The sequence below is a fragment of the Candidatus Nitrosotenuis uzonensis genome (genome assembly GCF_000723185.1).
GTDB classification, from domain to species: Archaea; Thermoproteota; Nitrososphaeria; order Nitrososphaerales; family Nitrosopumilaceae; genus Nitrosotenuis; species Nitrosotenuis uzonensis.
In genome coordinates, this window is record NZ_CBTY010000001.1 from 20,651 (window position 1) to 42,621 (window position 21,971).

Sequence of the window (21,971 nt, forward strand, 5' to 3'; positions counted from 1 at the left end):
TGTCTTGTAGGTCATCTTGACATGGCTACAAGAAAATCCGAATAATATTTCTGAGAGACAAATTCGCCAAATTCCTTCCGTATTTCTCTTAGAATGTCATCGTATGCATTGCCGTAAACATCTTCCAGTATTCGCTTTAGGTATTGGGGGTTTTCCGCGCAGTTTACAAGAAAGCAGTCGTATTCGTTCTTCAGACGTGCCACAACAAGCTCGTATTCTGGTTGGCCCATCTTCATTAGTACCTTTTCGATGGAAAAAACCAGTAGAGCTCTCTTAGCATTGTTTTCCACATTCATAATATCATCACAGTCTATTTTAGATATTAAATATGGTGGATTTTAGGAATTGTTTTTAGAACCGTTCTTGAAAAAACGCGCCAAAATTGCATTCCAAAATGGCATACTTGCGTATTTACTATGTAATGGCGGTGGCCTTGATCTCGTATGGCGGCCACGACATGTACAGTGAAGCGATCTCTACCATGTCAGTACTTGGTAGGTAGTGACCGTCCGACATTGCGGCAAACTGCTCGATCTCCTCCACACTTACAACCGTAGGCAAAACAGACGATACGGGATTTTTTGACAGAATGAATTTGATTGCAAGCTCTGTTATACTCAGCCCGTTTCTCTGAGCTATTGGTCTTAACTGTTCTACTTTTTGTAGCGCGGATTTTATCCATTCTCCGCGCCTTACGGAGCGGTGATCCTTTTCGTCTATCTTGGTGTCTGCAGTAACCTTCCCTGTGAGAATTCCTGATGCGTCTGGAACACGGACAAGTATTCCGACATCTTTTGTAGCTGCAGCATCGATAAGCTCGTTGCCTGGCGTCTGCTCCAAAATGTTGTATACTGTTTGCACTGCGGACACATTAGGTCTTTTCATTGACTCTAATCCCTCCTGCGTCCAGCCTATTGCGGGGCCAAGCGCAACTTGGTATGTTCCTATGACTCCCTCGTTAATCTTGTTATCAAGAGTATGAAATATGGTGTCGTCCTTGATATGATACATCTTGGGGTTATGCAGGCCGTAAACATCTATGTGATCAGTCTGCAGCCTAGCAAGGCTGTTTTTCAGCGCATGTTCTGTGAACAAGGGATCAAACCTCTGTGGAAGCTCGCTATGTCCTATTTGAGTCACCCCCTCGAACTCATACCCATACTTTGTCGAAATCACAATTTCGTTGCGCATTCCTTTGAATACTTCTCCTATCAGCTTCTCACTCTTGCCTTTTCCATACATGTCACCAGTTTCAAAAAAATTAATGCCAAGATCGTATGCGCGTTTTAACATCCTTTTTGCCTCATCATCATCTATTTTCTTGCCCCACCAATCAAGTGCTATCGTCCATGCGCCAAATCCTATCTCTGAAACCCTGATGCCGCTTTTACCAAGAGTTCTATACTTCAACTTACAATCTCCTTGAACTTTTCAAGTCTTGATGCAATTTCTGATTCGCCAAGCACTGGTCTTCCAGATTCCAAATTTGCATTTATGTCTATCCAAGATTTGCAGCCCTGATACTCTGGCTTTAATGTTATTGTGATGTCAGGTATTCTGTATGTCTTGAGAAATATTGCCTTCATTGCCTTTTGTGGCATCCATCCCATACGAGTCTTTACGTAAGAATCGCTCCATATGTGAAAATCCGCGAGTCTGCCTATGGTTTTCTCTGATTTGATGTCTGATTCGGCAAGAACTTCTGCGTACGAGGCAATAGTATTGGTGCCTTGCGGGGGAACGTGATTTTTTACGAACTCTAGATGCGCATGAAACTGAGGTTTGATGTTATCGAATGCCTGATGCTCATATGTGGGAAATAGCAGGAATTTTTTTGATTCTATTACAAACCCTGATGCTGTCTCCAAAATGCCTCCCTTGCGAAGCAGAACTGTCTGCTCGCCTGACTCCAAGGCCCGCACTACCGTTGCCCATTCCTTTAACGCGTTCATTTATCCAAGACTTGCAACAAGCGGAATAATATCCTTCTTGACACACACTATCATGGGAGTATCACGTTCAACATACCGTGAGACCTGTGTTTCACGCAACTCCATTATTAGGTCTTGAAATGCGTGTAGATCGTCTGTCTCAAAAGCGAGCATAAAGTCTTCATCATGTATCCCAAAAGAATAGGTGGTGTTCAGGAGAATCTGTGGGTATTTGTGGCCTACTTGGATGTGTTCATCCATCATCTTTTTCCTTTCATCAAGAGGAAGCAGGTACCATTCACGCGTCTTGACAAACGGATATACTATGACATATTTTTTTGGCTCATCGCCTGCGACAAAGGATATGCTCCGCCCCATCTTCGCATAGATTGACGGCCTTGTAGATGAGATGTATACTCTGGACGCGATGATGTATTTTCCAAATACTGTAGAATATATCTTCGATATCACGCCTTGGATTTCCTCAATGGATTCGGAGGCAAACCAGAGAAGGAATTCTGTATCATCCCTCAAACCAAGTGTGGAATATGACCTGCATTTTACTTTGGAGTTTCTTATCACCTGCTCGACCTCTTTTGCGGATTCTTCTTTTGCAAGATCTGCCATCCATCTCCATTTTGGGTCTATCTTAAAAAATGAGAAATTAAAAAAAGTCCTTGCCGCTTCCATGTTGTTGCTCGACTCATTCCATATTTATTGATAGTCAAGATTTGCAATCTCGGCAGAGTTCTTATCTTGGCGCACAGGCATGGGCTCATTTGTGGCTATCTTGCTTGGTTTGAAATGTTAATTTTCTACCTACTACTATTGAAGATATGAGCGGTGTTGCACATCCTGTGGATGTGATAAAGAAGCTGTTTGCAGACAGAAAATGGGATGAGGTAATAGAGTTTTGCAAGAAAATGTTAGACGATGACCCTGATGACATGATCGCACTTCAGAATCTGGCGTCAGCATACATTCGGATAGGACGATTTGCTGATGCAGTATCTGCATGTGATACTGTACTATCACTTAATCCGTATGACGAGTATGCCTTGAAGAACAAAGTGTACGCACTTGAGAGTCTCAAAAGATACGAGGAGGCAATGATACTGTACGATAAACTCTTGGAAAAAAATCCATCTGATATATGGGCAATGGACGGCAGAGGACTTGCTCTTAACCAGATTGGACGGCATGAGGAGGCTCTATCATGGTATGACCGAGCCTTAAAGCACAATCCAAACGATGTTACTGCACTGGTAAACGCGGCCGCAACACTTGCATTTCTGAAAATGTATGGTGATGCCATATCGTACTATGATCGTGCACAAAAAATCGATCCGTCGCTTAAGGGCGTAGCAATCGCAAAATCCGAAGCATACTACGGTCTCGGTATGGAAGATGACGCACTTCTTGCAGCACAGGGAATGCTAAATGAGGACATAGGCAAGCTCAAAGAGGAGGCCAGAAAGAGAAGAATGCGACCATTTGATCTGCTTTGTCTAAACGAATTCAACGAACTTGAGGCAAAAGAAAAGCACCATCGGGAAAAAATGAGTTCAAAATCTGTTTGATCTAGTCTGTTTTATTTCGCTTTAAGAAATCTGGTCAAGTTCTTGCACATGCGCTGCATCTAGGCTTTGACAATCCAGTCGTAGCCTTTCTGTTCAAGCTCGTCTGCTAGCTGTGCGTTGCCAGATTTCAGAATCTTTCCCTGCGCAAAAACATGCACATAGTCAAGCTTTTTGAGGAATTTGAGTATTCTTGCATAATGTGTGATCACTATTACTGTCGCATCAGGGGTGGATACGTCGCTTATTGCTTTTGCAACTGCTTGGACTGCATCAATATCGAGGCCAGAATCTGGCTCGTCAAGAATGGACACTTTTGGTTTGAGCACTGCCATCTGCAGTACCTCTGATCTTTTCTTCTCTCCTCCGGAGAATCCTTCGTTAAGATATCTGCCCAAAAAATCGTCTCGCAGTCCTACTGTCTGGAGATTTTTCTTCAGATAATTTTGAAATTCTCTTACTGTGATAAACACTTCTCTGTTGCTACTTTGCAATGATTTGCTAAGTGCATTGTATGACGTTCTAAGGAAGTGCGAATAGCCAACACCTGACACTTCAGTTGGATACTGGAATCCTAAGAACAGTCCTTTTTTTGCGCGCTCATCGGTGGGCGCCTCTGTTATGTCTTCGCCATCAAGAAGAATTTTTCCCTGAGTGACCTCGTACTTTGGATGACCTAGCAGCGTGTATGCCAGTGTGCTCTTGCCTGAACCGTTAGGCCCCATTATTGCATGCACCTCGCCTGAACCTGTTTTGAGGTTGACGCCTTTGAGAATCGGCTTTCCCTCCCTTTGGACGTGTAGGTCTACTATTTCCAGTACTGCCATATGCACAAAAGTAATTTTTTTCTCTATATAACCCCGACGGATTTTAGCTGTTCCTAACCAAAAAACAAAAAGAGGGGAGTGTTAGCTTTTGGCAAAAGTTGGTCTGAGTGTCAGTTTCAGCTTGTAGCACGATAGTATCTCCTTGCATCTGTTTCGTATTGTCACCTCGGTCACACCGGCCACACTTGAAACGTCTCTTTGTAGGACATTCTGGCCTAGCAAAATCGAGCCGATGTACAAGTACGCGGCCGCTATGCCATTTGGAGCCTTGCCGTCTGCAACGTTCATGTCCTTGGTCTTCTCTGCTATCTCCAAGGCCAATCTTTCTACTCGTACGTCAGTATTTGTCAGATTGGATATCTTGGAGATGTACTTGTCCATGGTTATCACCGGAGCCGTTACGGAGCCCAGCTCCATGACCAGCGTGCGATAGTATTTTGCGGCAAGTTTTGTCTTCATCTTCAGGTCTTTTGCAAGACCGGTTCCAGCGCAAATTTCCTCAAGGGATCTTACGACGTCGCATTGCTTGCACGCCATGTATATGACAGCAGCTGCTATGCATGCGACAGATTTTCCCTTCACTTCAACACGGTTGTCGAGATTTCGGTATATCATCGAGGCCGTCTCCAAGACATTATCTGACAGAGACTGGTTTTGACATGCGGTTCCTATCACTGATAAGACGTTTGCCAGTCTTCTCTCTCGTGGTGACGATACTCTGACCCTTTGTTGCCATTTTCTCAGATTATGCATCTGGTTGGCAACCTGATAGTTGATCGTCTTGCCGCTAAAGTCTTTTGTGGAGATTGCTATCTCTGTGGTGATCCCCAAGTCATGTTGCGAGTATGTTGTCTGTCCGCTTGCGCGCGTTACTTTGAATCTTTCTTCAAGACTTGAGCTTTTTGACTCTGGACCATAATCTGCCAGCTGTTCCATGACGACAACGCCGCACATGGAACAGATGCGTTCACCGCTTGACAAATCATCAACAAGTGACGATTTGCATTCTGGGCAGCATGTTTCTAGTTCTGTTACGTTCATCTTCTTTGCTTCCTATTTTTTTGTTTAATCACAGGTTCATCAAGGAAGTATACCTTGGTTCCAACGTATTTTTTGATGTTGTTCGTAAGAGAGATTGCCGACGCATACGGGTTTGAAACTGGCCCGATAAGCTCTGCAACCTTTGCAATTCTCCTTCCGGATTCATCGCATACAAAGTTGCCCTCCTCTAGTTGTCGTTTGAGTCGTATGATGACTCTGCCACTACTGGCCAAGTGCATAATTTCCCCTACCTCCTGCAATTATTACTCAAAACAGTAGTCAGCTAATCATAGACTTCTGTCAACTTTACTTTAGCTCCAAGCTGAAACGAATTTTATTTTGACTGTTTTGCTCTTTTTGCAACAAGACGCTCAGAAATCTTGTACATAGCTTGCATCTTCGGCGTTGATTTTGGCAGCGTGATGTAGCCTGACCTGACATAAGCCCTCCTTGGGAATCTTACCTTCTCATCTGACTCTGTTACCTCGAATCCGGCCTCCTTTGTTGCATCAATTAGCTCTTTGAGTGATGGGTCAAAAACACATTTTTCCTTTGGAAGCCTGCGACCCATTTTTTTGGTGAGCGTCTTGTTAAAATAATCCAGCCAGATTACGAAGTGTTCGTAATCCTTCATCTGATCACTTTATGAGAATTGCGTTGACTACTCCGTGCTGCCCCGGCCTTGAGACTACTTTGCACTTGCCGTCCTCGGTTTCAAGTACTGCGCCTTTTGATATGACACCACGCCTTTGGTAGTCGTTGTTTGTTGCATTTTCTAATACCTTGAGAATTTTTGATTTCTTTACCTTGCCATCGTTTAATGCAAGATTGACATGATCTGCAGTCTTTAATGCTGTCTTGACAAGACCTGCTCTGACGTCCCTTGTGACTGTGGTCTGAGTGCCTATTACTGCCTCATTTGGGAATCTATCCATGTCGTATTTTCTTCTTGTTCTGAGAGGATGTCTTCTTCCACCGGTTATCTTGCTTGTTGCTAGATTCTCAGTTGAGCGTTTCACAAATCGGGTTTGCAGTACTCTAATTTATACAAAGCGCATTTTCTTCTAGGCTTGCTGAGTCAGAGGCTGAGGCACAGAAGCCGGTCTTCTTATTTTCTTGAAGAGCTTTTCTTTGAGCACATCCGAATCTCCGCTTATTCCAAAGTATTTCTGGAACTTTGCAGTTGTCATGTATATTTTGAGTCTACCTACATTCTGATGCGATATATAATCAAGCTGTTCAAGCTCCTTTAGGTGAGAGTAAACTCCGGTCCCTCTTGTCTCTACCAGCTGTTTTGATGATATGGGTTGCATGTAAGCAATGTATGAGAGAGTCTTCAGTGTCGCGTTTGCAAGTATGGGTTTTGAGGCGTATCTTCTGACCACGTTGTTAAATTCCGGCTTTAACTGGAATACGTACGAGCCGTCAGGAAGTACGGCTATCTCAATGGCACGGAATGCTGTCTTTACCTTTTTCTCAAGTGCGCCAAGAAGAGCAAGAGTTTTCGTTCTTGACTCTGTGCCTGATGCCTTTATCAGCTCCTCTACCGAAAGAGGCCTGCCTGCAGAGTAAAGCGCCGCCTCCAGTCTTGCCGCCGCCTCGTTCTCATCTTCTACCTTGGTCATGTCTATGCACCTGTAGCCTGCTGAATCACGGTGATTTTGATATCGTCGTCAATCTGCTCAAGGTCGACTTTTTGATCCCTTGCAAGGAACAATATGGCAAAAAAGCATCGTATAGAGTCTGTCACATCAAGGTCTGCAACTATCTTGTGGAGAAACCCAAAACCGTCGTTTTCTATCTTGCGAAGTATGAGATCCTCGTATTTTCCTATTATGTTTTCAAGCGATACGAAATAATCCTTAAAGTCGGGAACCTCGACCGGCTCAAAGCGAAGCTGGCTCCCCCTCCTTGATCTTGGATTTGCGATGGTCCCGATGAGATTCTCCAACAGATCTAAAAGCTCGTCCAGCGTTACTGGATATGTGGCCTCGTGCCTGTATGGGATGTTTAAAAGCTGAATGTCTACATCTGATCTTTCACGCATGGGCTTTTTTTCCATCGCTGCCTTCTGTAGTGCAAATATTCTTTCCACTTTCATTCTGTGGATCAGCGATGATGACAGGGCGGCCATTCCTGCTACACGCAAGTCCTTTTTGTCCGCCTTTTTCAGTATTGAGATGAGAATTTCCAGAATCTGGACTATGTTGATCTCCCAGACGTCCTTTTTTGTAATAGTATTTGGGTTGAATAGAACATTCACTGGCGCCTGTGAGATGTTCTCGGCACTATGACTCAATAATGGAAATCTCCTGCTTGCTCAATAATACTGTGAGGCTCTATTTTTTTGCCTCAGTCTGTCAACTCTTATATTGTAATGGTATGGATGAATTCCCATGAAGGCTGCAAGAATAATAGAGCCGGAAAAACCACTTGTAATTTCTGATGTTGACACACCAGAGCCAAAAGACTCCGAAGTTCTAGTCAAGGTCAAGGCAGTCGGCGTGTGCCACAGCGACCTCCACCTATGGGAAGGCGGATACGATACAGGCGATGGTTTTATGAAAGTCACAGACAGGGGAGTAAAATTTCCTGTCATACCTGGACATGAGATTGTCGGCACGATTACCGAAGTAGGAGGCTCAGTTCAGGGATTTTCGGTTGGGGACAACGTGCTTGTATATCCGTGGATTGGATGCGGTAACTGTCCTGCATGCCGTGTAGGAAATGATAATTTGTGTGATGCGCCGCGCTCGCTTGGTGTATTTCAGAATGGTGGTTACGCCGAATATGTGCTTGTTCCACACTTTAAGTTCTTAGCAAAGGTATCTGGAATCGACCTTGACGCTGCAGCATCGCTTGCGTGCTCTGGGCTTACTGCTTATACTGCAATAAAGAAGGCAAATGCAAACTCGCAGCACAGTATAGTGATTTTCGGTGCTGGGGGCCTTGGACTCATGGGAGTGCAGATAGCTCGTGCCATAACCAGCGCAAACATAATCTGTGTAGATATTGATGATGCTAAACTGCAGACTGCAAAAGAGCTTGGAGCAGACAGCGTGGTCAACTCCAAGGATGCTGATGCAACCCAAAAGATAATCAGTCTTTGCGGCGGCAAAGGAGCAGACAGCGTGATTGACTTTGTCAATGCGCCGCCCACTGTGAAGATGGGGCTTGCGGTTCTAAGAAAGCGCGGTAATCTTATTCTTGTAGGGCTTTTTGGAGGTTCAATTGATCTCTCACTTGTCACAGTCCCCTTGAAGGCAATCACAATACAAGGCGCATACACTGGAAGCTACAATGACATGCTTGAGCTTTTAGGACTTGCAAAAAGGGGTGTTATCAACCCGATAATCTCAAAGAGATATTCTCTTTCCGAGGCAAACGCCGCCCTTGAAGACCTAAAGGCTCGCAAGATACTAGGAAGGGCAGTCATCAACCCGTGATAAGTGAAATATAATGAAAAAGATCGAGGCAATCATCCGTTCCCAAAACTTTGCAAACATAAAGGCGCAGATATCAAAGGTTGGCTCTTACATCATCGCCAAGCATAACATATCTAACAGCGAGATATATGAAAAACAATCAGGATCACGGCTGGGAAGCACGGGACTCAAGAGTGTGCCTCTTGTAAAAATAGAGCTTGTAGTTCCAGACTTGGAAGCAAAAGATGTCATAAAGATAATTTCTGCATCATCTGGCATAAAGCCGTCCGATGGGGGTAAGATATTCGTCTCGGAGATGACAGAGATAGTTGATATGGCAACGCTTGAGGGTGAGAAGGAGCTTGAGACGGCAGAACAATCGAACACAAAGCGAAGCAGGCTTGTACCTCTTCAAAAATACACGCTACTCAAAGTGGAAGAATTCTACGAGCAAAACAAAGAGTCTTTGCAGGCAAACTACAAAATAAAGTCGTTTAGCGACTTTGTGAACTTTTGCATACTGCAACATTTGGCGATCTTTGAAGAGAAGACAAGATCACATAAATCAGTGTATGATTTGAATACTGTCTAACTTTTCTTTTGTTTTGTCTGTATGTCTACTGTATAGTCTATACGTGAAACAAAGATCATCCCGTCCCCGCTTGAGCCAGTGCTTGCAACACCTACTATTGCATCGATTATTCGGTCTACCTTATCGTCTTCTACTATGGTCATTACGGATGCAAGACTGTTATATTCGGCTTGCTGCTTGCTTGTACCTCGCAGACTGCGAAGTGAGGGACGCACACCCTTACCCCTGCCCTTAGAGTCCGTTATGGTGATGCCACCTACTCCAATATCCTCTATGGCCGATACTACAAGGTTCAGCTTGTTGTTTGGTATTATGGTCTCTATACGTTTCACAACTGTGGTTTTCCTGACTGTTACAAAATCATTTTGGTTGGTTTGTAATCATCATTTGTAACTATATAGTCGAATATAGTATATGTAGAACATGCTTTAATTACGCAGGTTTTGAGCATGCGTATGGGGCAGTGGCTATCATGGGTAAAGTCAAACGAGAAGGAAATTCTTACAATTCTGGATAACCTTGCATTAAAGGCAAAGGAGACATCAGAGCAGCTTGTGGATCTGTTCTTGAATATGGACAGGGCATCTGATTATCAGGAGAGAATAAAAAAATTGGAAAGGGAGGCAGACGATCTGACGCGTTCAATATTTGCAGAGCTTAACAAGACATTCATAACGCCACTTGACAGAGAGGACATACAAAGGATTGCCGCAAAGACAGATGATGTCATAGACTACATGGAAGGCATTGCTGGAAGGATCACAAGCTATCATATTGCGTCAGCCCCTCCATTCATGCTTGAGATTGCAAAGCAGCTAGCAGAGGCAATCAAGGAAGTTGAAATACTGATATCACAGCTCAAGCATGTCAAGGCAGACAAGTCGCTAATTGAGCACTGCCGGAAAATCAGCGATATTGAGCACAAAATAGATGATCTGTACAGGACTGCAGTTGGGCAGCTCTTTGAGACTAATGATGCCGTTAACATAATAAAACTAAAGGATATTTACGAGGCAATAGAGACTGCCTCGGATAGGTGTCTTGACGTAGCTGATGTAATAGAAGACATAGTTCTCAAATACACATAAGGGTATGTACGAGCTTGCAATTGGGGCAATAGTGGCAGCGCTAATTTTTGATTTTGTCAACGGCTGGAATGACGCTGCAAACTCTGTTGCTACGGTGATAGGTACAAGAGTACTCAAACCACTGCATGCGGTATTGCTCTCGGCGGCTGCAAATTTTATCGGTCCTTTCCTGTTTGGCGTGGCAGTTGCTACGACAATAGCAAAGGGAATTCTGAATCCTGATGATGTTACAATATACATGATAATCGGAGGTCTGGTGGGCGCAACATCGTGGGCATCAATTTGTACGTATTTTGGGCTGCCAATCTCCGTGAGCCACTCACTTATAGGAGGACTGATTGGAACGGGCCTGGCAGTAGTAGGATTTGAAAGATTGTTGTTTGATGGGCTCTACAAGGTGCTGATAGGGATAGTGGTCTCGCCTCTTGGTGGAATGGCCATAGGGATAATCTTTACCACAGTGATAATTACTGTATTTGCAAAAAAGCGGCCAGGCCCTGTGAACAAGACATTTGGCAAGCTCCAACTTTTCTCGTCTGCATGGTTTGCGCTAACTCATGGCGCAAACGACGGCCAGAAGACAATGGGGATAATCGTACTGATACTTATGTCAGAAGGGATACTGAGCACATTCGAGGTCCCAATATGGGTGATTCTGGCAGCATCGTCTGCAATAGCGCTTGGCACCTTTATCGGAGGCTTTAAGGTGATCAAGACATTGGGAATAAAAATAGCAAGACTAAAACCCTATCAGGGATTTGCTGCCGAAACTGGTGGTGGAATAGTCCTTGCTGTATTTGCGTCCTTGGGTATTCCTGCCAGCACCACTCATGCAATAACGGGCTCTATTATGGGATCTGGTGCAGCACGCAGAAAACACGCTGTTCGATGGAAGGTGGGAAGACAGATCGTTGCAGCTTGGCTCATAACCATACCGGGAAGCGCGGCAATCGCGTTTGCTGCCACCACGATGATTAACTGGATAGTTGGCGTATAATTTTTCAACAATGTATGTTCATAACTTGAGCAGCTAGTATAAAATAAAACAGAATGCACTTCTTTGCGTGGCAAAAAAAGAGCCTGATTTTGATCTGGCGCTGACTCACCTGAGAAACAACCAGATAATGGCAGCATACAACATGTTCACCAGCATTGCGGAATCGATAAAAAACATTGATCCGGTAAAGGCCGCACTCTCGTACATTCTGGCATCTGAGTGCAGAGGGCGCCAGAACAAGGATGCCTCATCGGAGGCAACGGAGGCAGGAAGGCTATTTTTATCATATGGAAAAAAGCAAAAAGATTATCTTGCAAAATCTGCGTTTCTGTGCGCCGCAAAATGTTTTCTGAAGGCATCCAGATACGATGATGCAAAGGACGCCTTTGAGCGCTCAAAAGAGTTTCAGATAAAAGACACAGAACAGGACCAGCGTCCTATACTAGTCGTTGATGATAGCAGGGCAATCGTACTCAAGCTTGAAAACCATCTTGAAAACCTAGGGTATAGGAACATCCACACCGCGTCTACTGGAAACGGTGCGCTAAAGGAGGTAAAAAAACTCTTGAAAGAAAATCCGGTCGTCCTCTTGGATATGGGACTTCCCGACATAACGGGAGACGTGGTGGCAGACAAAATACTTCAGGAAAAGCCTGACACACAAATTATTCTGATAACTGCAGATGAAAAGACAACAAAGAGGGTAAAAGACACGATAAGCTCAGGTGCAGTAGCGTTCATACAAAAACCGTTTACAATAACTGAGCTGAAAAGAGCACTAGAGACTGCTGAATCAGAGTATTCTATTTTAGAGAAGTAGCAAAGACATGTTCACTATGTTGATGTTCTTAAAGTCAAGTTTGGTTACCCTGTAGTCAATTACATCCTCTGAGAATTTCTCAATTATCTTTGCTCCTGGATTCTTTATGCCGCGTTCGGCACGAAGCACCACCAGCATGTTCCATTCGCCCTCTATGTTTGCAACCAGCAGGTAATATGGCAGCGAGACTACATGTTCCCGTACTGACTCTTTTAGTGTGTCAAGTGATTTTGTAACCTTGAATTTGAGGAATAGTGCTTCGTATTCGTTGGATTCTGCAACGTCGGTAAGCACTGCCTTGTATCCTTTGATAATTCCACTCTTCTCAAGGCGCTCTATTCTTTTTCTGATAGTTCTATCTGATACATCGTGGCCCATTTTGCGTAATTCGACTGCGATGTCCTTTGATGGAGTTCGTGCATTTACATTGAGAATTTCTATTATTTTCTGATCTACCTTGTCAAGGTTGGACCATGCTTCCCCACTCATTACATTCTGAAAAAAACAAGTAGCTTTTGAATATTATGCAGAATGTCTGGACAAAATGGGGATAATGCTCTGATCTGGCAGCCAAATGGCATTTTCCAACATTGGTAAATTGTAAAAATTATTTTGTGATTTTAGGATGTTCTGCACCTTGTATCGTCGATTATGCTTATTGCAAGTATTGTGATTGGCCAAACTCGGATTTGTAATGGTTCTAAATACTGTGTCCGACGTACAGCATTTTCATTAGTTCTTATTAGCTGGGACATTCTAACATGTGCTTTGGCTGATGGTAATACATAATTTGGATATTGAGAGGCATTGTAGGCGTTGCAGAGGCCTAATGCTAACTGATGGCACTACAAGCGAACGTTTTTGCAGCTGTTGTGGGTACGTGGAATCTGAGCAGATCGAGGATTCTGGCCCTGAGAGACGTTTTTCAAAAGATGGACATGATGATAAGAGTCGCTCTGGAATCCCAGCATCACTTGCAATTCACGATATGGGGCTTGCCACTATGATAGGACAGTCAAACAGAGATGCTATGGGAAAGCCACTAACATCATCGATGAGATACAGCATGAACCGTTTGAGAACGTGGGACAGTCGTAGCCAGATGCACGAGCAGATGGACAGAAATCTAAAACATGCTTTTACTCAGCTTGGCAAGTTAAGAGATAAACTCGTACTTTCTGACGCAATAGTAGAGAAGGCAGCATATGTGTATAGAAAGGCAGTGGCAAAAGGTCTTGTAAGGGGTCGTTCTATTGAAGGAGTACTTGCGGCGGCAGTTTATGCATCATGTAGGGATGCTGAAACTCCAAGAACCTTAAACGACGTAGCTGACGCAATTAACATAAAGAGAAAGAATCTTTCTAAAAACTATCGATTACTTGTGCACGAGCTTGATCTGAGGATACCGGTGGTGAACTCAATTATATGCATGTCCAAGATAGCAAATAATCTTGGGTTAAGTGAAAAGGTCAAAAGAGATGCATTTGCAGTCCTAAAGGAGGCAAACGGAATGAGGTTGACTGCAGGCAAGGATCCAATGGGCATGGCCGCATCCGCACTTTACATATCTTGCATGAAATATGATGTAGATATATCTCAAAGACAAATAGCGCTCGCATCTGGCGTTACCGAGGTCACAATACGCAATAGATACAAGGATTTGAAAAAATCCCTCAATCTATAGGTCGCGTCTGAATGCCAAGCTTACTTTTCAGCACATTAGCTGAGCTGGTATTATCACTGAGCGTGTCGTAGTATAATCATGAAAACAAGTCAAACACACTGGAACTATCAAGTCAAGGCACCTTTCAAAAAGGTGATTGCCTGGGACACGCTATTTTTCGTCCTTGGAATCGGCGTAGGTGCCGGAATTGGAGCATTCCTAGCAACCGCCTAGGATGCCCACTTTTTTTATGATGGTATGATCTTTTCATTATAATCAAACGCCAACTCATATGTCATTACGCGTGGTTTTTTGTTAATGTACAATATCCCTACTGCCATAGTGGTAGACGATGACGCAGAGACAGTCTCAGTATTTTGCGAATATCTCAAGATTCTGGATGTCAAGGTAGAGGGCTTTGGCTACAACGGGAAAGAAGCCAAGGAGCTATATGTCAAATTTCGTCCGGACATTGTATTTTTGGACCTTGTAATGCCTGACTATGACGGCTTTTACGCGCTGGAAAAGATAATGCAGGCCGATCCAGAGGCAAACGTGGTGATTTTAACAGCAAGCCATCTTGACTGGTATGATCAAAAACGACTTGAGAAGATGCGCCCAAGCAAGGTAATACTAAAGCCATTTGATGTTGATGTGGTAGCAGAATTGGTAGACGAGCACAGAAAGCCACTCCAACGCATCAGAGGCTAGTGTTCAGTCTTGGGTTTGGTGCTGACTATAGTCAAGACATGGCATAAAATGACGAGCTTTATGACGCAAAGATGACAGAATGCAATGCGTGCAGTCTGCTTTTTGCGGCTGACCACAAAGTAGATCTCTGCCTACATTAGACAAATATTCGAATACGCCTGATACATCTGATGTTTAGCCGTCCTTTCCTTCTACCTCTTTTCTTGCGAGGCGCTCCGTGAACTTCCATCCGTATTTTATCACGTATGGAGAGATGAAAGTGGAGATAATTGTCATGGCGCCAACCATGGGAAGCACAAATGAACTAGTGGCGCCCACATCTACTCCTCCCTTTGCAGCAACAAGTGCAAGCTCGCCCCCTGATGAGGAAAGGCCCACGCCTGTCTTGAGCGATGTGACCTTTCCAAGCTTTTGGGCTCTTGCGGATGCCCACACTGTGGAAAACTTTGCAACAAAAGAGACAAGCACCAAAATCACGGCAGGCACAATGAACATGGGCAGCAGCTTGATATCCATCAGAGCGCCAACTGAAATGAAGAAGAGGGCTGCAAACATGTCTCTAATTGGAGTGGCAAGCACTTTGGTAGCCATTCTCATCCTGGAGCCTGCCACCAAAACACCAGCAAAGAATGCACCTGTTGCAACCGATATGTCTAGTCTGAATGCAATGAATGCAAGACCAAAGGCTACTCCCAGTACACCTATGATCAATAACTCATCATGATTTGTTCTGCCGACCAAATCCACACATCTTGGAATTACCTTGGAGCCTACTATGATGGCGCCCACAATGAAAGCAATTACCAGCGTGATGGAAACGCCGACCTCTGTAATGGAAAGGTTTCCAGTGGCTGCAACAGATTGCAGCACGGCAAGTAGCGAGATTATTATGACATCCTCTATCACTGCAATGCCGATGACAAGGTATGTTGCCTCGTCTTTTAGCATACCGAGCTCCTCTAGAACCCTCATTATGATGACAGTGCTTGTCACTGATATTGCCAACGACAAAAACAAGCTATCAAAAAACGCAAATCCCATAGCTTGCGTCACTGCAAATCCTGCCATGAACGTGCCAGATGCTTCAACCACAGCTATGAATGTGGCCTTTTTTCCAATGTTTTTGAGCTTCTCAATTGGAAATTCCATGCCAATTACAAACAAGAGCAGGATGATTCCGATTTCTGCAAACACATGCAAAATGTCCACATTCACGATCAGGCTAAATGGAGGTGTATGCGGTCCTATGAGCATTCCTGCAATAATGTAAGCCATTATCATTGGTTGCTTTAGCTTATATGAGATTAGCGCCATGATGGATGCAATTATCATAATTACTGCAAAATCCTGCACTATCAGCTCAGACGTTGAAGGAGTAGCAAAGACTTTGTCTAAAATAGGTCTTGACACCTGGGAGATGATATCAGACTCCACACATTCTGCTCACATTCATGTTACATAAATCATATGAATTTTCGATTTCAGCAAAATTCTCAGCACTGATAATCAGAAATGAACATCGAGTTTTGGTACTAAATATTTGTATTTTGTATTACCTGTATGGTAGGACAGAACGCAATATTTGCTGCAGTCGTAATAGGTATAGCAGTGACCGTATTTGGTGTATTTGTCTGGCCTTTTTGGAACCTGATTCCAAGCTATGTTACCGAAGAAGTACTTGTAGTCTATGTGGACGATCAGGGAAGATGCGTTGCGCAAACTGCAGATAACTATCTTGTGCCAATAGGCAAATGCGACGCAAAACAGGGAGAGATAATCACAACAGAGTATGATGTCAAAATCAAAGAACGTCTAGTCCAGTCCATCAGGCGGCTCTGATCCATTTTTTTAATATTGGAACTGCAGGTATCTATACAGAGCCCTATATAGAAAATATTGTTTTACTGAAAAACCGTAATCTATAGTGGGCTTACAGAAATAAAGTACAATGTGAGCACATACATGAAAGTTTTCAAAGCCGCAGTGGTTTTTGCAATCTTATTTGGTGCAATGCTCTCGCAAACGGCTATTGCGCAAAGCGAGTTTACCATAACTGGCGCAGGAGCCACTTTCCCGTTCCCACTAATTGATCTGTGGCGTGTAAAGTACAACCAGGAACATCCAAACATCACTTTGAATTACCAGTCAATAGGGAGCGGCGGCGGCGTAAAACAACACATAGAAAACACAGTTAACTTTGCCGCAAGCGATGCGCCGCTTACTACAAACGAGATGAATCTAGTTCCAGACTCGCTACACATACCTATGACAATAGGCGGCGTGACAGTAAGCTATAATATTCCTGAGGTTCCAAGCAGTGGACTGAGACTTACTGGAGAAAATGTGGCAGACATATACCTTGGTAAGATAAAAAAATGGAATGACCCTGCGATACGGGAAAACAATCCTGATCTGAATCTTCCAGACAGGGATATTTTGGTGGCGCGTCGCTCTGATGGCTCGGGAACAACACACGTCTTTACGGAATATCTTCACCTGGTCAGTCAGGAATGGGACCAGAAGGTCGGATTTGGAAAGAGCGTTCCTTGGCCGGTGGGAGTTGGTGCTGCAGGAAACGAGGGAGTTGCAGCTACTGTGAGGACAACTCCGTACTCGGTAGGATACGTGGAGCTTGCATACGCATTCCAAAATAAAATGACATACGCGTATATTTTGAATGGCGATGGTACTGCATTCGTAGAGCCAACACTTGACACTTTATCTGCGGCCGCAGCAGGCGCAGCGCCAAGTCTTCCTGCCGCACACGAAAACTGGGAGGGCATCACAATCAACAATGCGCCGGGGCCTAACTCGTACCCGATAACCAGCTTTTCGTACTTTTTGATACACCAGAATATGGATGTGTCAACAAAGAGCAAAGAACACGCAGCCGAAACTGTGAATTTTATAAGATGGACAATAACAAACGGCCAAAAACATTCGCCTGAACTACTGTATGTGCCGATTCCAAGCGAAGTAACAGAAATCGGCTTGCGTGGACTTGAGCGCGTTACGTATAACGGTCAGAGTTTATCGGAAACACAACCGACGATACATGAGGCAAAACCGGATTCCTCACAGGGAGGTGGGTGCCTGATTGCAACTGCCGCATACGGTTCGGAACTTGCACCGCAAGTGCAGATGTTGCGCGAAATACGGGACGGAGTTTTGCTTAATACTAAATCTGGCACACACTTTATGTCTGGATTCAATGTACTATACTATACGTTCAGCCCCGCAGTGGCAGACCTTGAGCGTGACCAACCTGTTTTCAAAGAGTTTGTCAAGATTGCAATAACACCAATGTTGTTGACACTTTCGGTTCTAAATTATGTTGATATTGATTCAGAACAGGAAATGCTCGGATACGGCATAGGAATAATATTGCTAAATCTTGGAATCTATTTTGTAGCACCGACCACCTTGATTATTGCAAGAAAATCTTTTGCTACAAGAAAGAAGCGATTCTAGTCCTTCTGCCTGACAAAACAGATACTGTTTTCGGTGTATGGTCTAAAACTATAGAATCTTCTTACGGATTTAAATAACGATTCAAATTCACGCATGGCATGAACAAACTCTACGCAATAATTCCAATAATTTTGGCCGCTGGAATCGGTATAGGATATGGAATATTCGTAGCAGCAGACAGTGGTGTTAGCACAGTGCAGACTCCTACCAAACAAATCGTAACTCTTGCAATCCAGCCAACAGCTCAGGCAAGTGATATTGAATCACAAGCAAAAGAGCTTGAACAGTTTCTGGAACAAAAAACTGGTTATGACATACAAATCTACGTACCAACTTCGTACGCAGGTGTAGTGGAGGCACTGCGATTTGGAAAAGCAGACATGGCGTTTATGAGCGCATGGCCATCATACCTTGCAGTGCAAAAGGCCGGAGCTACACTAGAGCTTGCAGAAGTACGCGAGGTCGTCATAGGTGACACACTGACTGCAGAAACATACTATTACTCTTATTGGGTGGTTCCAAAGGATTCCCCGTATAACACACTTGAAGATTTGCGTGGCAAGAGCGCGGCATTTCCAAGCCCACTGTCAACATCAGGATACGTGACTCCGATGAAGACTTTGGTGGAGACTGGACTTGTAACGGTGGAACCTGGAAAAGAGATTGATCCGAAAACATACTTTTCAGATGTCGTCTTTGCAGGCGGTTACGGACAAGCTTGGGAAGCACTAAAGAACAAACGAGTTGATGTTAGCATAATCGCAGGCGATGTAAGCGAGAAATTGTACAGAGAAGTAAGAGATGGCACCAAAGTGATTCATGAGCAAGGTCCGATTCCATCGCACGGTGTGGTGTTTAGCAAGGACATGGATGCAACTGCAAAAAGCAAGGTAAAAGCAGCACTACTAGAGCTTGGCAAAGATGAAAGCTCAAAACAAATCATGAGAAAGCTCATATCTGCCATATTTGTGGGCTTCCGCGAGACGACTGCAGACCAACACCTTGGAAACCTCCAGGATGCGCTCAATCTGACCGGTTTGAAATATACAGAGAGAGTATAGTCAGGAACCATATGTCTGATGCGCTCAGCATGAACTCAGTTCAGCTGGTCATTAACAACAGAAAGATACTCAACAACCTCTCAATGTCAGTTCCGCATGGCAGCGCAGTTACGATAATGGGGCCCAATGGGGCTGGAAAGACCACATTGCTTCGTGTAGCACTAGGGCTTGTAAAACCCACCGCAGGAGACTTGCATATTTTTGGGAATAGGGGTTTTGACAAGGAAAATCGCAAACTTCTTGGATACATTCCACAAAATCTGGGGCTTGTAGGCGAGCTAAGCGTTTTCTCAAATGTCATGATCGGCGCCATAAAGAGAATGCCAAGATGGCGCTCCATTGCAGGTGTGTATACAAAAGATCTTGTCACTGAAGCATACTCGTTAATGTATGACTTGAAGGTCTCCCACCTGATGAACACCAAAGTGAAAAAATTAAGCGGTGGTGAAAAACAAAGAGTAGCAATAGCACGAACTCTGATACAAAAACCATCGATTATACTTGCAGATGAGATGACAGCCAGTCTTGACTTTAAGGCAGCAGTGGCAGTAATGGATATTTTTGCAGAGATTAAAGAAAAAATGGGAATCACACTACTGATGACGCACCACAACCCTGAGATTGCGCGGATGTACAGCGATAATGTACTTATCATGATGAACGGCAGGATAGAGAAAAATATCCAATCAAAGGATCTTACAAAAGAAGCGGTGGAAGACCTGTATGAGACCTAGCCGATTCCAGTATGCGTGGATAGTACTGGTACTGGTAATAGTCGGGAGCTCAGTACATATGGGATTTAATCCTCTCTCGATATTGCAAGATGCCAACAACTCTGCAACAATAATTGGCGAATTGCTCCAGTTTGACTTTAGCGTAGGCGACAAGGTGTTCTTCTCGCTAATTGAGACTCTTGAGATGGCGTTAATTGGCTCAAGTCTTGGATTTGCATTGTCGATACCTGCAGCGCTGCTTGCCGCAAGGAACATCTCACCCTCCTTTATGAGTGCCATATTCAGGGGACTGCTTGGGATTCTCTGGTCCATGCCTCCATTATTGTGGGCAATCTTACTCGTGGTGATAGTTGGACTTGGGCCGACTGCGGGAATCTTCGCAATAACGTTATACATAATGGGACTGAGTGGCAAATACCTGTATGAGATTTATGAATCACAGAATGCAGCGGCATACGATACAATGCATGTCCTTGGAGCAACTAGGATGCAGATTGCCAAGTTTGTAACAATCCCGGAGGCGCTGCCACACATGAGCAACCAATATCTCTTCCTTCTTGCATACAGCGTAAGGGAATCCTCAATACTGGGCCTTGTAGGTGCAGGCGGAATAGGATTTTACATAATACATCATCTTGAGAGTCTCAACTATGGTAAGGCAGCGCCATTCATACTTGCAATACTGGCAGTAACGCTTGGAATGGATTATCTTAGCACCAAACTCAGAAAGAAACTGGTGCACAACTAACTATTCTGCCTTGTATGCCTTGTACAGGCTCTGATAGTACATTGCCTTTGTTGCCACAATGTCTGCTCTGAGAGCTGTTATCTCTTCTGTTAACTGGTGGATTCTTTTTGGGTCTGGGTTTATCGTGTTCTGGGTCAGGTTGGTAAGCTCGGCCCTTGCCTGACTAATCTTTGACTCTAGCTCCCTTATCGTGCTCTCAAGTGCGATTGTGTCGGAGACAGAGTCGACAAAGCTGGCAGTTATGCTTTCTTGCAAGGTGGCATCTATCTTGGCACCAGTTTTGTAGCACGTGTTGGCAATTACCTTGTTGAGCTTAAGCGTACTCTGCTTTCTATCCGATGAGAGGCTTATCATCGGATCTGAAATCGGGTTATTTCCAGCGCACACTTCAAGTGCCACATCAAAGACGCCCTCCGTTCTTGCAGGAGTCAGAGAAATTATCTTCACGGAACGCTCTGTTATATCAGAGCCAGTGAATGAGACTTTAGACTGCTGTACGGTCTTTGATTTTGGCACATCATACAACACAAAATAATATCGGTTCAGGTCATCCTTGAGGTCGCTAATTGACTGTCTCAGCTGACTAATTTTCGCTATGCTCTCATCCATTCTCTGCTTTTTTATCTCTCCGTCCTGCTCTGCTAGGATCGTGGCAAATTTCATTCGCTCCTCTTCGAGCTGTAATATTGATCTCTCAATGTCTGATCTTACAGAGGCTATCTTTGCAATAATACTGTCCTGATTTCTTAGCTCCGATTGAATGGATTCGTCGTCTATTGCTATTATGGTTGCTGCAGATATGATACAAGAGTTTGCCGTAACGTCGGCAGATATTATCACAGTCTTTGTCTCTATGTCTGATTTTATGATTACCTCTGGCGCCACAAGGTCAATTGAGCCTGCGCAGATCTCAAATATGTGGTCATATACCGCGGTGGTGCTCTTTTTAACGCCGACACCTTCTACTTTGGTAGTTGAGATCGGCTTTATCGTATCGTTAATCTCTGTTGTCTGTACCTGCCTGCCAGGGGCTTCCTGCCAACCTCTTTTGACAAGCGTCTCAACTGACGAGCTCTTCACGCAAGCGGACTTGTTCTTTGCATGGTCTACTATCCTGACAAGTCCGTCATTGCATACAACCTCTGAGGGAATTATTCCTGCATTTAACTGGCGTATCGGAGATATTGCATCCCCGTACGCGCTATTCACTAGAAAAATACTTGCAATCAAGAACACCGGGAGGAAAAAAACTGCTTTCATGGAAAATGCACGATACCATCGCTAA

General features: G+C 44.1%; 29 protein-coding genes. 14 read left to right on the forward strand and 15 right to left on the reverse strand.

Annotation, left to right across the window (positions count from 1 at the left end; translation table 11 throughout):
- Window positions 1-11: 11 nt before the first annotated feature.
- From NITUZ_RS00135 to NITUZ_RS00150, 4 genes are all read right to left on the reverse strand, one after another.
- Window positions 12-290, reverse strand: coding sequence for a hypothetical protein (locus NITUZ_RS00135; RefSeq protein WP_155991141.1), 279 nt, complete (start codon window positions 288-290; stop codon window positions 12-14).
- A 124-nt stretch (window positions 291-414) separates the two neighbouring features.
- On the reverse strand, window positions 415-1,410 hold the full coding sequence (locus NITUZ_RS00140) for an aldo/keto reductase (protein WP_048193979.1): 996 nt from the start codon (window positions 1,408-1,410) through the stop codon (window positions 415-417).
- Complete coding sequence (locus tag NITUZ_RS00145) at window positions 1,407-1,952, reverse strand: DUF1802 family protein (protein ID WP_048193981.1); 546 nt, start codon at window positions 1,950-1,952, stop codon at window positions 1,407-1,409. Before NITUZ_RS00145 ends, NITUZ_RS00140 begins: the two co-directional genes overlap by 4 nt.
- A complete protein-coding gene (locus NITUZ_RS00150) occupies window positions 1,953-2,621 on the reverse strand; it encodes a chlorite dismutase family protein (protein WP_048193983.1) in 669 nt (222 codons plus the stop codon).
- 146 nt (window positions 2,622-2,767) lie between these two features.
- Between NITUZ_RS00150 and NITUZ_RS00155 the strand changes: the two genes are divergently transcribed.
- Window positions 2,768-3,511: a tetratricopeptide repeat protein gene (locus NITUZ_RS00155; RefSeq protein ID WP_048193985.1), complete on the forward strand. Its 744-nt coding sequence runs from the start codon at window positions 2,768-2,770 to the stop codon at window positions 3,509-3,511.
- Between the two features lie 59 nt (window positions 3,512-3,570).
- Here NITUZ_RS00155 and sufC read toward each other — a convergent pair whose 3' ends face one another.
- The 7 genes from sufC to NITUZ_RS00190 all read right to left on the reverse strand — a co-directional run bounded on the left by sufC (window position 3,571) and on the right by NITUZ_RS00190 (window position 7,675).
- Window positions 3,571-4,335, reverse strand: a complete 765-nt coding sequence (sufC, locus tag NITUZ_RS00160) for a Fe-S cluster assembly ATPase SufC (protein ID WP_048193987.1) — start codon at window positions 4,333-4,335, stop codon at window positions 3,571-3,573.
- Window positions 4,336-4,416: 81 nt separating this feature from the next.
- Window positions 4,417-5,376, reverse strand: a complete 960-nt coding sequence (locus NITUZ_RS00165) for a transcription initiation factor IIB (protein ID WP_048193989.1) — start codon at window positions 5,374-5,376, stop codon at window positions 4,417-4,419.
- Window positions 5,373-5,636, reverse strand: coding sequence for an H/ACA ribonucleoprotein complex subunit GAR1 (locus NITUZ_RS00170; RefSeq protein WP_081844804.1), 264 nt, complete (start codon window positions 5,634-5,636; stop codon window positions 5,373-5,375). The genes NITUZ_RS00165 and NITUZ_RS00170 overlap by 4 nt, the downstream gene beginning before the upstream one ends.
- Before the next feature lie 74 nt (window positions 5,637-5,710).
- Complete coding sequence (locus tag NITUZ_RS00175; RefSeq protein WP_048193991.1) at window positions 5,711-6,010, reverse strand: signal recognition particle subunit SRP19/SEC65 family protein; 300 nt, start codon at window positions 6,008-6,010, stop codon at window positions 5,711-5,713.
- 4 nt (window positions 6,011-6,014) lie between these two features.
- The gene (locus tag NITUZ_RS00180; protein WP_048193992.1) at window positions 6,015-6,395 is read right to left on the reverse strand and encodes a 30S ribosomal protein S8e; all 381 of its coding nucleotides are present in this window, start codon (window positions 6,393-6,395) and stop codon (window positions 6,015-6,017) included.
- Between the two features lie 45 nt (window positions 6,396-6,440).
- Entirely contained in the window at window positions 6,441-7,001 is a 561-nt protein-coding gene (gene scpB, locus NITUZ_RS00185) for an SMC-Scp complex subunit ScpB (protein WP_048193995.1), read from the reverse strand.
- A 2-nt stretch (window positions 7,002-7,003) separates the two neighbouring features.
- Window positions 7,004-7,675, reverse strand: coding sequence for a chromosome segregation protein ScpA (locus NITUZ_RS00190; RefSeq protein WP_048193997.1), 672 nt, complete (start codon window positions 7,673-7,675; stop codon window positions 7,004-7,006).
- Between the two features lie 97 nt (window positions 7,676-7,772).
- Between NITUZ_RS00190 and NITUZ_RS00195 the strand changes: the two genes are divergently transcribed.
- Together NITUZ_RS00195 and NITUZ_RS00200 are read left to right on the forward strand one after the other, a co-directional pair.
- Window positions 7,773-8,822 (forward strand): alcohol dehydrogenase, encoded by a 1,050-nt coding sequence (locus NITUZ_RS00195; protein WP_048193999.1) that lies wholly within the window; start codon window positions 7,773-7,775, stop codon window positions 8,820-8,822.
- A gap of 13 nt (window positions 8,823-8,835) precedes the next feature.
- Window positions 8,836-9,393: a P-II family nitrogen regulator gene (locus tag NITUZ_RS00200; protein WP_048194002.1), complete on the forward strand. Its 558-nt coding sequence runs from the start codon at window positions 8,836-8,838 to the stop codon at window positions 9,391-9,393.
- On the opposite strand, the gene NITUZ_RS00205 is transcribed toward NITUZ_RS00200, so the two are convergent.
- Window positions 9,390-9,725 carry a P-II family nitrogen regulator gene (locus tag NITUZ_RS00205; protein ID WP_048194003.1) on the reverse strand — a complete coding sequence of 112 codons (336 nt, stop codon included), beginning with the start codon at window positions 9,723-9,725 and terminating at the stop codon, window positions 9,390-9,392. The genes NITUZ_RS00200 and NITUZ_RS00205 overlap by 4 nt on opposite strands.
- Window positions 9,726-9,848: 123 nt before the next feature.
- Here NITUZ_RS00205 and NITUZ_RS00210 point away from each other — a divergent pair, with 123 nt between their 5' ends.
- From NITUZ_RS00210 to NITUZ_RS00220, 3 genes are all read left to right on the forward strand, one after another.
- Window positions 9,849-10,481 carry a DUF47 domain-containing protein gene (locus NITUZ_RS00210; RefSeq protein WP_048194004.1) on the forward strand — a complete coding sequence of 211 codons (633 nt, stop codon included), beginning with the start codon at window positions 9,849-9,851 and terminating at the stop codon, window positions 10,479-10,481.
- Between the two features lie 4 nt (window positions 10,482-10,485).
- Window positions 10,486-11,478 (forward strand): inorganic phosphate transporter, encoded by a 993-nt coding sequence (locus tag NITUZ_RS00215; protein WP_048194006.1) that lies wholly within the window; start codon window positions 10,486-10,488, stop codon window positions 11,476-11,478.
- Window positions 11,479-11,545: 67 nt separating this feature from the next.
- A complete protein-coding gene (locus NITUZ_RS00220; protein ID WP_052370007.1) occupies window positions 11,546-12,298 on the forward strand; it encodes a response regulator in 753 nt (250 codons plus the stop codon).
- On the opposite strand, the gene NITUZ_RS00225 is transcribed toward NITUZ_RS00220, so the two are convergent.
- On the reverse strand, window positions 12,287-12,787 hold the full coding sequence (locus NITUZ_RS00225; protein WP_048194013.1) for an Lrp/AsnC family transcriptional regulator: 501 nt from the start codon (window positions 12,785-12,787) through the stop codon (window positions 12,287-12,289). The genes NITUZ_RS00220 and NITUZ_RS00225 overlap by 12 nt on opposite strands.
- A 286-nt stretch (window positions 12,788-13,073) precedes the next feature.
- Here NITUZ_RS00225 and NITUZ_RS00230 point away from each other — a divergent pair, with 286 nt between their 5' ends.
- The 3 genes from NITUZ_RS00230 (at window position 13,074) to NITUZ_RS00235 (ending at window position 14,672) form a co-directional block, all read left to right on the forward strand.
- Entirely contained in the window at window positions 13,074-13,982 is a 909-nt protein-coding gene (locus NITUZ_RS00230; protein ID WP_048194098.1) for a transcription initiation factor IIB, read from the forward strand.
- 78 nt (window positions 13,983-14,060) lie between these two features.
- Window positions 14,061-14,195 carry a hypothetical protein gene (locus NITUZ_RS10320; protein WP_275040812.1) on the forward strand — a complete coding sequence of 45 codons (135 nt, stop codon included), beginning with the start codon at window positions 14,061-14,063 and terminating at the stop codon, window positions 14,193-14,195.
- A gap of 84 nt (window positions 14,196-14,279) precedes the next feature.
- On the forward strand, window positions 14,280-14,672 hold the full coding sequence (locus NITUZ_RS00235; RefSeq protein ID WP_048194015.1) for a response regulator: 393 nt from the start codon (window positions 14,280-14,282) through the stop codon (window positions 14,670-14,672).
- Window positions 14,673-14,846: 174 nt separating this feature from the next.
- On the opposite strand, the gene NITUZ_RS00240 is transcribed toward NITUZ_RS00235, so the two are convergent.
- Entirely contained in the window at window positions 14,847-16,106 is a 1,260-nt protein-coding gene (locus NITUZ_RS00240) for a cation:proton antiporter (protein ID WP_244443771.1), read from the reverse strand.
- A gap of 126 nt (window positions 16,107-16,232) precedes the next feature.
- On the opposite strand from NITUZ_RS00240, the gene NITUZ_RS00245 reads away from it, so the two are divergent.
- From NITUZ_RS00245 to NITUZ_RS00265, 5 genes are all read left to right on the forward strand, one after another.
- Complete coding sequence (locus NITUZ_RS00245; RefSeq protein ID WP_048194017.1) at window positions 16,233-16,511, forward strand: hypothetical protein; 279 nt, start codon at window positions 16,233-16,235, stop codon at window positions 16,509-16,511.
- Window positions 16,512-16,634: 123 nt separating this feature from the next.
- Window positions 16,635-18,143: a phosphate ABC transporter substrate-binding protein PstS gene (gene pstS, locus NITUZ_RS00250; RefSeq protein WP_052370008.1), complete on the forward strand. Its 1,509-nt coding sequence runs from the start codon at window positions 16,635-16,637 to the stop codon at window positions 18,141-18,143.
- Between the two features lie 98 nt (window positions 18,144-18,241).
- Window positions 18,242-19,204: a phosphate/phosphite/phosphonate ABC transporter substrate-binding protein gene (locus NITUZ_RS00255; RefSeq protein WP_052370009.1), complete on the forward strand. Its 963-nt coding sequence runs from the start codon at window positions 18,242-18,244 to the stop codon at window positions 19,202-19,204.
- A 29-nt stretch (window positions 19,205-19,233) separates the two neighbouring features.
- Window positions 19,234-19,938 carry a phosphonate ABC transporter ATP-binding protein gene (locus NITUZ_RS00260; protein ID WP_211198866.1) on the forward strand — a complete coding sequence of 235 codons (705 nt, stop codon included), beginning with the start codon at window positions 19,234-19,236 and terminating at the stop codon, window positions 19,936-19,938.
- Complete coding sequence (locus NITUZ_RS00265; RefSeq protein WP_052370011.1) at window positions 19,928-20,686, forward strand: PhnE/PtxC family ABC transporter permease; 759 nt, start codon at window positions 19,928-19,930, stop codon at window positions 20,684-20,686. The genes NITUZ_RS00260 and NITUZ_RS00265 overlap by 11 nt, the downstream gene beginning before the upstream one ends.
- Here the strand turns inward: NITUZ_RS00265 and NITUZ_RS00270 are convergent, their stop codons facing one another.
- Window positions 20,687-21,946, reverse strand: coding sequence for a hypothetical protein (locus NITUZ_RS00270; protein WP_048194019.1), 1,260 nt, complete (start codon window positions 21,944-21,946; stop codon window positions 20,687-20,689).
- Window positions 21,947-21,971: the final 25 nt, after the last annotated feature.